Source organism: Vulcanococcus sp. Clear-D1, assembly GCF_014654725.1.
In the GTDB taxonomy this organism is placed as follows: Bacteria; Cyanobacteriota; Cyanobacteriia; order PCC-6307; family Cyanobiaceae; genus Vulcanococcus.
In genome coordinates this window covers 368,259-368,969 of record NZ_JACVZV010000018.1, presented here as the reverse complement: position 1 = coordinate 368,969, position 711 = coordinate 368,259, and the positions used below count along the sequence as shown (strand labels likewise).

General features: G+C 47.7%; 1 protein-coding gene. It reads left to right on the top strand.

Going from position 1 to position 711, the window contains the following annotated elements:
- Positions 1 to 14 precede the first annotated feature (14 nt).
- The coding region (locus H9532_RS08730) for a hypothetical protein (protein WP_296367439.1) at positions 15 to 711 on the top strand (697 nt) is incomplete at its 3' end.

Sequence of the window (711 nt, the reverse complement as noted above, 5' to 3'; positions counted from 1 at the left end):
ATCACAGAGGGTAATTGTCCCGTGAATCGCTTCGGTTTTCCAGAGCCTCCCTAGGTACAGATAGCAACTTTATCACGCTACTTGAAGAACTAACGAGCAGCAAGACATTCAGCGCAAGTCAACGAATCAACAGACACGATCACGAAACAGAAAGCAATACAGGTGAAAGACTAAGCTTTTACAGAGTAATTGCACATGAATACCTGTCGCTATGGACAAAGGATCTGGCGACAGTCTACTTTGCAGAGGCGTTTAAGTCGGCGAGCAATACTCAGCAAGAGCAATCAAGCAATATTTCGCTCGAAACGACGAACAGCCTGACAAGCGCGACCGGGCTATCATTTACATCTCAGAACCCTACGGATACGCAATATACCGGCAACGAGGTTCCAGGCACTCTCTCATATACAATTGCAGGCACAACAACAACGGTACAGGGTATCGTCAGCCGCCAAGCAAAGACAGGCAGCCAAACCGACGCATTCTATTTCTTTGACAATGGCAACTTCATCACGAATCCTTCCACAGAGCAAGGCTATGCTTACCTATTAGTAGCTTCCCGATCTCAACAGACTTTCAGCGCAGGGCAAACTGTTGGCACATCAAGCGATCCAGTATATGACGACCTCAATGACTACTTAGCGTTTATTGCTGGCGATAGCACTGCGCCTACCGTAACAGCCAGCCAATCCTTCAACTACGCAGAGAACC